The organism is Dactylosporangium sp. NPDC005555 (assembly GCF_040605635.1).
In the GTDB taxonomy this organism is placed as follows: Bacteria; Actinomycetota; Actinomycetes; order Mycobacteriales; family Micromonosporaceae; genus Dactylosporangium.
In genome coordinates, this window is record NZ_JBEXDG010000060.1 from 54,136 (window position 1) to 63,487 (window position 9,352).

A 9,352-nucleotide genomic window follows, 5' to 3' on the forward strand; every position below is an offset into this window, starting at 1 on the left:
GCGGTACTAGCCGGTCAGGGACGCCGCCAGTTCGGCGGCGCGGCGCGCGTACTCCCGGGCGGTCTCGGCGGCCGGGCTCGTGTCGGCGTCGTCGAGGCCGGTCGTCAGCAGGCCGACGAGCTGCCGCAGGTTCCCCGCGGCCGCCTGCGGGTCACCGCCGGGCAGGTGGTCGAAGTACAGCTCGGCGGCCTCCTTCGCGGCGGCCCGCTGCGCGGCGAACTCGGCGGCGGCGTCCTGCTGCCGCGGGTGGAAGGCCATCTCGTGGTGCGTCACCGCCTCGCTCACGTAGGACGTGGCGAGGTCCGCCCAGTCTTCGGCGCGGAACAGGTCGCGGGCGGTCCGCGCGATCGGCGTGAACGGCGCGAAGTCGGCGGAGCCGAACACCCGCAGCCGGGCCACCCGGTCGAGCTCCCGGGCGACGGCGAGGCGTCGCGTGTCGTCGAGCGGGCCCCGCAGCACCACGGCGTACGCCTCGGCGGCGTGCCCGGCCGCGTCCCGTTGCGCGGCAAGCTGCGCCTGAGCGTCCGGCTGCGCGGGGTGGAACGCGACCTCGTGGTGGGTGAGCGCCTGGTTGTTCCAGGACCGGGCGATCTCCAGCTCGTGACCGCCGAGCCCGGCGTACACCGTCCGGGCCAGGGTCGCGGCCCGCACGCCGTCGGACGGGTCGGTCGAGCCGAAGGCCAGGAACCGGGCGAGCAGGTCCAGCTGCGCGACCAGGACCCGCAGCTGGTCCGCCGTCACCGCGGGCGACGCGGTCAGCCGGGCGACGATGTCCCACGCGTTGTGGGCCGCGGTGAGCTGCGCCGGGATGTCCGCGGGGTGGGCGGCCACCGAGCGCTGCAGCCACATCGCCGCCGTCGCGTACGCCGGGCCTTCGACCCGCGCCAGCTCCACGGCGACCGCGTCGGCCTCCGCGTCGCGGCCTTCGGCGCGCAGCGCCTGTACCAGCGCGGCGAGGGACACGGCGAGCACCCCGAGCCGGTGCGGGGGCAGGTCGGCCGGCGCCGACGCCGGCCCGGTCAGGGTGCGCAGGGTGCCCGCACCCGGCCGCCACACCGCGGGCTCGGCGGAACCCGTCGCCGAGTAGTCGCCGGGCACCGGCAGATCGCCCGGCTCGCCCAGCTCGTACCGCCGCGGACCCCCGGTCGAAAGCTCGATCACCCACGCTCCGGGCCAGGGCCGCCAGACGCCGGGGTCGATGGTGCCGTCGCCGTTGTAGTCGGCGCCGGCGGGCAGGTCGGGGCTCGTGTCGACGCGCATCGACCGCCAGTCGAGCCGGTCCGGCTGGCCGGGCGGGCTGACGTAGGCGATCGTGTACCGGCCGCGTGCCTCCGCCGTCGCGTAGGACGGCTCCCGGTCGGTGCGGACGGTGAACGGCGCGTCGACGACGGGGCGGTCGTCCTCGGTCTCCCAGGCGCCGCTGGCGTGCTCGTCGGGCTCGAAGAGACCGTCCTCGTCGAAGATCTCCAGCCGCACCCCGAACGGCCGCACCGCCGTCGGGCCGGGCCCGATCGTCGCGGTCCACGGCGGACCGGCGGCGTGCAGGGAGCCGCCGGTGCCGAACACGTCGCCGGCCTCCAGCTCCGCCCAGTTGTCCTCGTCGCCGAACTGCCACCGGCGGACCCGCTCGACGACGCCCTGCCGGACGAGCCCGGTGTAGACCTCGGCGCTGAACCAGCCGTCGGCGGAGCCGGAGTCGCCGGAGGCGACGATGTCGACCCGGTCGACGGTCACGTCGACGCGCCGCTGCCGCAGCGTCACCGGCGCGACCGTCTCCGACCAGTAGCCGCGGGTGTCCATGACCCGCACGACGACGGTGTACGAAGCGCCCGGCCGCAGCTCGTGTCCCGGCGCCCTGACGAGGTCCTCCTGCCACGACTGCCGCAGCTCGCCACAGACGAACCGGCCGGCCGGGCGGTCGAAGGCGTGGTACGCGTGCCCGTACGGGCGGTGCTCGGCGGGCTCACCCTCGCCGATCTCCGCGATCAGGCACACGGGCCCGGCGTCGTGCGTGACCTCGACGCGCACCCGGTCCGCCTCGGGGAACGCGTGCACCTCGGCGAGGTTGCCGGGCCGGCCGGTCGCGATGACGCAGGCGACGGCGTCGCGCGGCGGCGGGGTGACGTTCGGGTCCGCCGACGGGTCGGTGGTGCCCCAGATCCGCACGACGGTGCCGGCCGTCATCGACGGTGTGTCCAGGTGGCCTTTCCGCTCGAACGTGTCCAGGCCCTCCTCCGCGGCGGCCTCGCCGTCCGTGCGGACCGTCGAGGCGCGCATCCGGTCCCGGAGGGCATCGCCCCGGGACGACACCCAGCCGCCGCCGTCCTGCTGCACCCAGATGACCGGGCTGCCCTCGAAGCACGTGTACGCGATCCGGCGCACCTCGCCGCGCTTGAGCGGGTTGACGACGACGAAGTCCTCCTCGACGGTCAGCCGCACCTGGGGTCGGCGGCCCGGGTCGCCGAGCGTCGGCAGCCGCTCCCACACGAAGCCGTCGCCGATGTGCCGCTGCTGGAACAGGTCCACCCACGACTGCCCGTCGCAGCGCGCGAACAGCCACAGCGGCGCGGTGCTGTCGCCGTCGGGGGTGTCCTCGTCGCGCAGCTGCACGACCGACACCTCGTCGTAGAACCCGGTGCCGATGGTGCCTTCCACCGCGACCCAGTCGTTGTTCTCGTCGGCGTACCCGGGATTCGGCCGCCAGAAGTGCCGGATGCCGCCGGTCCTCGAAGGTGCGAACACCTCGTAGTTGCCGTGCCGGCCGAAGCCCAGGACCGGGTCCGAGCGGCCTCGGTCGCTCTGGATGATCGCCGGCCGCCCCCGCACCCCGCTGCCGATGTTCAGCGGGTAGCGGCCCGCCTCGAACGAGCGCAGCGTGCCGTCACCGCGGACCGCCACGTACATCTCCCGCCCCCGGTAGTTGTCCTCGAAGTCCGTCTCCGCGCTGCCGACGGTCCCCAGCACCCAGCCGGCACCGTCGAACGGCCCGGTGACCGGCTCGGTGCGCGTGCTCGTCGCGTAGAGCTGGACGATCTCCTCGAACGGCGCGCCCGACCAGTCGTACACCTCGGAATGCAGCGTCATCAGCTGCCGCTGCTGATACATGCCGCCGCCCTTGCGGGTCGCGGCGACCAGGAGCAGATTGTGATGCGGAGCGCTGTCCCCGTCTCTGGGCTCCCAGTTGGTGCGGGTGAGCGTCGCGCCGGCCGCGTCGGCCAGATCCCCGCCGAGCCCGACGCGGGCGCGGGTCCACCGGTTCGGCGGCCCGTTGTCCCGGAACCAGTGCACGGTCCTGCCGTCCTCGACGGTCACCAGCTCGAAGTTGTTGTGTTCGCCGTCCTGGCTCTGGTAGTCGCCCTCGTGCCAGCTGACCGAGTCGACGACGCCCACCGACGCCGGCACACACGGCCACGGCCCGCTCCACCGCCCGGCGCTGCGGTCGAAGAAGTACAACGCGAACCCGCCGTCCGGCCACGGCACGATCACCTCCACGGTGCCGTACGTCGTGTGCTGCGCGAACCCAGCCGCGAACCCCACCTGTCCCATGGCCTCACTATGAGCGCCGTCATCGTCACGGCGCAGTCAACAGTCCGCCACCGTTTCCGTGTATCTGGCGCGGCACGAGGTGCTCCACAGCGGCTACCGCGCCGGCCAAGGCTCGCCCGTCGTCGCCTCGTCCGCGACGAACAGCGCCGTGCACGTCGAGCGCGGCGACCGCATGCCGCCGGTGGTCACCGCTCAGAGTCCCGCGGGCGCCGCGTGCCTCCCGGAGGTCTGGGTGCGCGGTGGCCGCTCGTCCGTGGCGTGGCGGGGGAACAGGTCGATCGGCACGCTGGCCACGCCGCGGGGACGGCCGGTGCGCAGCAGCGCGGTGAGGTGCTCGGCGGGTGCGGGCAGCCCGAGGTGGTAGCCCTGGGCGAACCGGACCCCGAGCTGCCGCAGGGCCTCCAGCTGCTCGTCGGACTCGACGCCCTCGGCCGTGACGTCGATGCCGGTGCTGCGACCCAGGTCGCCGAGCAGCTTCACGACGGCGAAGTCGTTGCGGTTGTCCAGCATGCCGGCGACGAACGAGCGGTCGATCTTGAGGCCGGTGACGGGGAGCGCGGACAGGTTCCGCAGGGTCGCCGAGCCTGCGCCCATGTCGTCGAGCACGATGCCGACCCCGGCGTCCCGGAGATCCCGCAGCTGGCGTACCGCACCCTGCAGCTGCTCGAAGTCGGCCGACTCGGGCAGCTCGACCCGCAGCCGCGCCGGCGCCGATCCGCTGCGCCGCAACGACTGCAGCACCAGCGCGGTCAGGTCGGCGGCGCCGAGCGTGTCGATGGTGAGGTTGACGTTGACGCACAGCGGCGCCCGGTCGCCGAGGATGCCGTCCCAGACGGCGATGTCGGCGCAGGCACGGTGCAGCACCCACTGGTCGAGTGCCGGCAGCTGCCGGACCCGGCGCAGCTCCGGCAGGAACCGGTCGGGGGTGAGCAGGCCGCGTTGCGGGTGCTGCCACCGGACGAGCGCCTCCACGGACCACACGCGGCCGTCACCGACGCCGATGATCGGCTGGTAGAACAGTTTCAGCTCGCCGCGGTCGAGGGCGGCGAGCACGTCGTCGCCGGAGTGGCCGGCCGTGGGCGCGCCGACGCCGTGCACGATCTGGACCCGGTCGCCGCCGGCCTGCTTCGCGCGGTACATCGCCGCATCGGCCTCCCGCAGCAGCGTCGCACCGTCGGCGCCGGCGTCCGCCACGGCCACGCCGACGCTGGCCGTGCTGTGTCCACCGGCGGTCAGCGCCGGGTCCGGGGTGGCGACCGCCTGGCGGTACCGCTCGCCGAGCGCGACCGCCGACAGGTCCGGCCGGGCGCCGACGGCCAGCCGGGTCAGCACCGCGAACTCGTCGCCGCCGAGCCGGGCGACGACGCTGCCGCCGTCGGTGACCGCGGTGAGCCGTCGCGCGACGGACACGATCAGCCGGTCGCCCGCCGCGTGCCCGAGGGTGTCGTTGACATACTTCATCCGGTCGAGGTCGATGTACACGACGGCGAGGCCCGACTGGTCGCCGTCGCGGCAGGCGCCGGCGAGACGGTTCAGGAACCGGGCCCGGTTCGTCAGGCCGCTCAGCGGGTCGCGGACGGCCTGGGCCGCCATGAGGTCGGCGAGCGCCTCGTACAGCCGGGCCGCGGAGACCCGGGCCAGCTGCCCGCCCGGCCGGCGGACGAGCACGTCGTCGTAGCGGCGCACCTGGTCGCGGCGGCTCACCTGCTCGCACACGTCGACCACGAGCGCGGTCTCCTCGACGATCATCGGGGCGGGGTCGGCGGTCCGCCCGGCGGGCGTCCTGGCCCACAGTGCCCGCCCGTAGCCGAACGGGCCGGACATCAGCTGGGCGAAGCGGACCCGGCTGATCAGCCCGATGCCACCGTCGAGATACACCACGGCCACGCTGTGCAGCGCCGGGTCGGCGCGGAACATCAGGTCGAGGTCCTCGCACCGCATGGTGGAATCGACGACGCCGACCGGCCGCGCGAGCGGCCCGACCGTGTCGGATGGCATTGCAGACTCCCCGTCACGCACGGTGTCAATCATCGGCGAGACCGTGTGCCGCACCAAGGGGGTGTACTCACCGGTAATCCCCTCGACATCCGAAGTTCAGCCCGCTCCGGCGTTCCGTGACTGTCCGTCAGCCTGCGGTATTGCCGCCGCGACATCGATCGAAGTGAAGATTTACGGAACTCGAACATAGTTAGCCGGTAGGATTAAGCGAGATTCGGCGACGATGGTCGGCATGCGTCTCTTTCGCCGACGTCCAAGGGTCCTGCTCGCCGCCGCGACGGCACTGCTCGCCGCCGTCGCCTCGTCTGCCTGGTCCGCCGCCCCGGGTGCGCGTGCCGCCGCGGCCGCGCCGCCGCCGAACATCGTCTTCATCCTCACCGACGACCTGTCCTGGAACCTGATCCAGTACCTGCCGCAGGTCCAGCTGCTGCAGCACGACGGCGTCACGTTCACCAACTACACGGTGACCGACTCGCTGTGCTGCCCGTCCCGCTCGTCGATCTTCACCGGCAAGTTCCCGCACGACACGGGCGTCTTCACCAACGGTGGGACCGACGGCGGCTTCGGCGTCTTCAAGGGCCGCGGCAACGAGGAGCGCACCTACGCCACCGCCCTGCAGGCCCGCGGCTACGCCACCGCCATGATGGGCAAGTACCTCAACGGCTACCTGCCCGCCGACACGCAGGGCGGCAGCCTGCCGTACGTGCCGCCGGGCTGGTCGGAATGGGACGTCGCCGGCAACGGCTACGCGGAGTACAACTACGACCTCAACGAGAACCACGCCGTCGTGCACTACGGCTCCGCCCCCGCCGACTACCTGACCAACGTCCTCGCGGGCAAGGGCAGCGCCTTCATCCAGCGCAACGCGGCCGCGAGCAAGCCGTTCGTGCTGGAGATCGCGACGTTCGCGCCGCACGCCCCCTTCACCCCCGCGAAGCAGGACCTCGACGCGTTCCCCGGCCTCACCGCGCCGCGCAGCCCGGCGTTCAACACCCTGCCGGCCGGTGCGCCGGGCTGGCTGGCCGGCGCGGACCCGCTGACCGCCGCCGAGAAGACGAAGATCGACACCGACTTCCGCAAGCGCGCCCAGTCGGTCCAGGCCGTGGACCGCATGATCGCCAAGCTGCGGACCACCCTCACCAACAGCGGCGTCGCCGACGACACCTACTTCGTGTTCAGCTCCGACAACGGCTTCCACCTCGGCGAGTACCGGCTGCCGCAGGGCAAGCAGACCGCCTTCGACACGGACGTCCGCGTGCCGCTCGTCATCGCCGGACCGGGGGTGCCCGCCGGCAGCACCCGCGCCGAGATCGTGCAGAACATCGACCTCGCCCCGACCTTCCAGCGCCTCGCCGGCGGCATCGTCGCCTCCGACGTCAACGGCCGCAGCCTGGTGCCGCTGCTGCAGGGCCAGCCGGCGGCGAACTGGCGCACCGCGTCGCTGATCGAGCACCACGGTCCGAACGCCGCCGCCGACGACCCCGACGCGCAGACCGCCCGCAACGGCAACCCGACCACCTACGAGGCGCTGCGCACCGCCACGTACACCTACGTCGAATACACCAACGGCGAACGTGAGTACTACGACCGCGTCGCCGACCCGTTCCAGCTGAACAACATCGCGGCGCAACTGTCCGCCTCCCGCCGCGCCGCCCTGCACGCCGCCCTGCAGCAGCTGCGCGACTGCCACACCCATGAGTCCTGCTGGACCGCCGGCCACGTGACCGCCTGACCGCCACCGCGGGGGCCCCTCCGAGGGCCCCCGCTCCGCGTGCCGAGACTGCAACAAACCTGCACACGCGTCATCTTGTCGCCAGGAAAGCGCTTGCCTTACGGTGAATGACGTCGATGCGGATCCGCCCCGCTTCCCGCCGCCCCGGGAGCGCCGCCGATCGCGCCGCGCCTGTGTGCGCAATCCGTCTTTCCGGAGGATCCATGAGTCCACAAGTCCGAACCCGTCGCTGGCTTGCCGCGCTCGCGGCCGTGACGACGGTCGCCGGTGTCGCCCTCGCAGCGCAGGTCGCGTTCGCCGACACGCCGTTCAGCGCGACGTTCGAGGACGGCTCCACCAGCGGCTGGTCCAAGTCCGGCGGCACGTGGAGCGTCGTCACCGACGGCAGCAAGGTGCTGCAGCAGTCCAACACCGGCAGCGAGAACGCCCGCGACTTCGCCGGCGACAGCAACTGGACCAGCTACACGGTGCAGGCCGCCGTCAAGCCGCTGTCGCTCGGGTCGAGCGGCTTCGTCGGCCTCCTGGCCCGCTCGACCGGCGCCACCACGGCATACCGGCTCGCCCTGCTGTCCGGCAACCAGGTGCAGCTGCAGGCGGTGAACAGCGGCTCGGTGACGGTGCTCGGCAGCGCGTCGCGGACCGTGTCGGCCGGCACCTGGTACACCCTGGCCATCACCGTCAACGGCAGCGCCATCAGCGCCTCGGTCGACGGCGCGCAGGTCGCCGCCGCGAGCAACACGTCGATCGCGAAGGGCCGCATCGGCCTGCAGACCGCGTACTCCAGCGCCAACTTCGACAACATCACCGTCACCACCGGCGGCACCACACCGACCCCGACGGCCACGACCGCGTCGCCGCAGCCCTCGACGAGCCAGTCGCCCCCGACGAGCCCGTCGCCGTCGACGAGCCAGCCGCCGTCGTCGTCGCTGTTCGTCGCGCCGAACGGCAGCGCGGGCAACCCGGGCACCCAGGCCAGCCCGACCACGCTCGCCTCGGCGATCACCCGGGTCACCGCCGGCGGGACGATCAGTGTGCGCGGCGGCACCTACAACCTGTCCTCGACGGTGACCATCGCGGTCGGCAACAACGGCACCTCGGGCGCGCCGAAGCGCATCGTCGCCTACCCCGGTGAGACGCCGGTGCTCAGCTTCGCCGCGCAGAGCGAGGACCCGGCGAACCGGGGGCTCGCGGTGAACGGCAACTACTGGTACATCGGCGGCATCGTCGTGGAGAGGGCCGGCGACAACGGCATCTTCATCGGCGGCAGCAACAACACGATCGAACGCGTCGTGACCCGCTTCAACCGCGACAGCGGCCTGCAGATCTCCCGCGCCGCGTCCGACACGCCGAAGGCCCAGTGGCCCTCGAACAACCTCGTCATCTCGTCGGAGTCGCACGACAACGCCGACTCCGACGGCGAGGACGCCGACGGCTTCGCCGCGAAACTGACCAGCGGCACCGGCAACGTGTTCCGCTACACCGTGTCGCACAACAACATCGACGACGGCTGGGACCTGTACACGAAGACCGACACCGGCGCGATCGGCCCGGTCACGATCCAGGACTCCCTGTCCTACAGCAACGGCACGCTCAGCAACGGCACCGTCAACACCAACGGCGACCGCAACGGCTACAAGCTCGGCGGCGAGGACATCGGCGTCAACCACGTCGTGCAGCGCAGCATCGCGTACCGCAACGGCAAGCACGGCTTCACGTACAACAGCAACCCCGGCGCGATGACGATCTCCAGCAACCTGTCCGTCGACAACGCCGAACGCAACTTCTCCTTCGACGCCGGCACCCACACGTACCGCGGCAACACCTCCTGCCGCTTCGCCGTCAGCGGCTCGAACGACAAGACGATCGGCAACGCCGACAGCAGCAACCAGTTCTGGACCGGCACCAACGGCTCCCGCTGCACCACCTACAGCGGTGCCCTGGCCTGGTCGTTCGCCTCCGACGGCCGCCTCGTGGTGACCCTCGGCGGCCGGACCGTCAGCCTGTAGAAACCCCCGTCAGTGGCGGGCCGCGTCGCGGCCCGCCACCTCGGCGACGGTCAGGAGCACCCCCCGGCCC

At 72.6% G+C, this 9,352-nt stretch carries 4 protein-coding genes; 2 read left to right on the forward strand and 2 right to left on the reverse strand.

Features of this window, described 5'->3' with window-relative positions:
* Positions 1-6 precede the first annotated feature (6 nt).
* Together ABZS58_RS41570 and ABZS58_RS41575 are read right to left on the reverse strand one after the other, a co-directional pair.
* On the reverse strand, positions 7-3,546 hold the full coding sequence (locus ABZS58_RS41570) for a hypothetical protein (protein ID WP_354789360.1): 3,540 nt from the start codon (positions 3,544-3,546) through the stop codon (positions 7-9).
* Positions 3,547-3,738: 192 nt separating this feature from the next.
* A complete protein-coding gene (locus tag ABZS58_RS41575) occupies positions 3,739-5,544 on the reverse strand; it encodes an EAL domain-containing protein (protein ID WP_354789362.1) in 1,806 nt (601 codons plus the stop codon).
* A gap of 232 nt (positions 5,545-5,776) precedes the next feature.
* On the opposite strand from ABZS58_RS41575, the gene ABZS58_RS41580 reads away from it, so the two are divergent.
* Together ABZS58_RS41580 and ABZS58_RS41585 are read left to right on the forward strand one after the other, a co-directional pair.
* Positions 5,777-7,276: a sulfatase gene (locus ABZS58_RS41580; RefSeq protein WP_354789364.1), complete on the forward strand. Its 1,500-nt coding sequence runs from the start codon at positions 5,777-5,779 to the stop codon at positions 7,274-7,276.
* A gap of 203 nt (positions 7,277-7,479) precedes the next feature.
* Entirely contained in the window at positions 7,480-9,282 is a 1,803-nt protein-coding gene (locus ABZS58_RS41585) for a family 16 glycoside hydrolase (RefSeq protein WP_354789366.1), read from the forward strand.
* Positions 9,283-9,352: the final 70 nt, after the last annotated feature.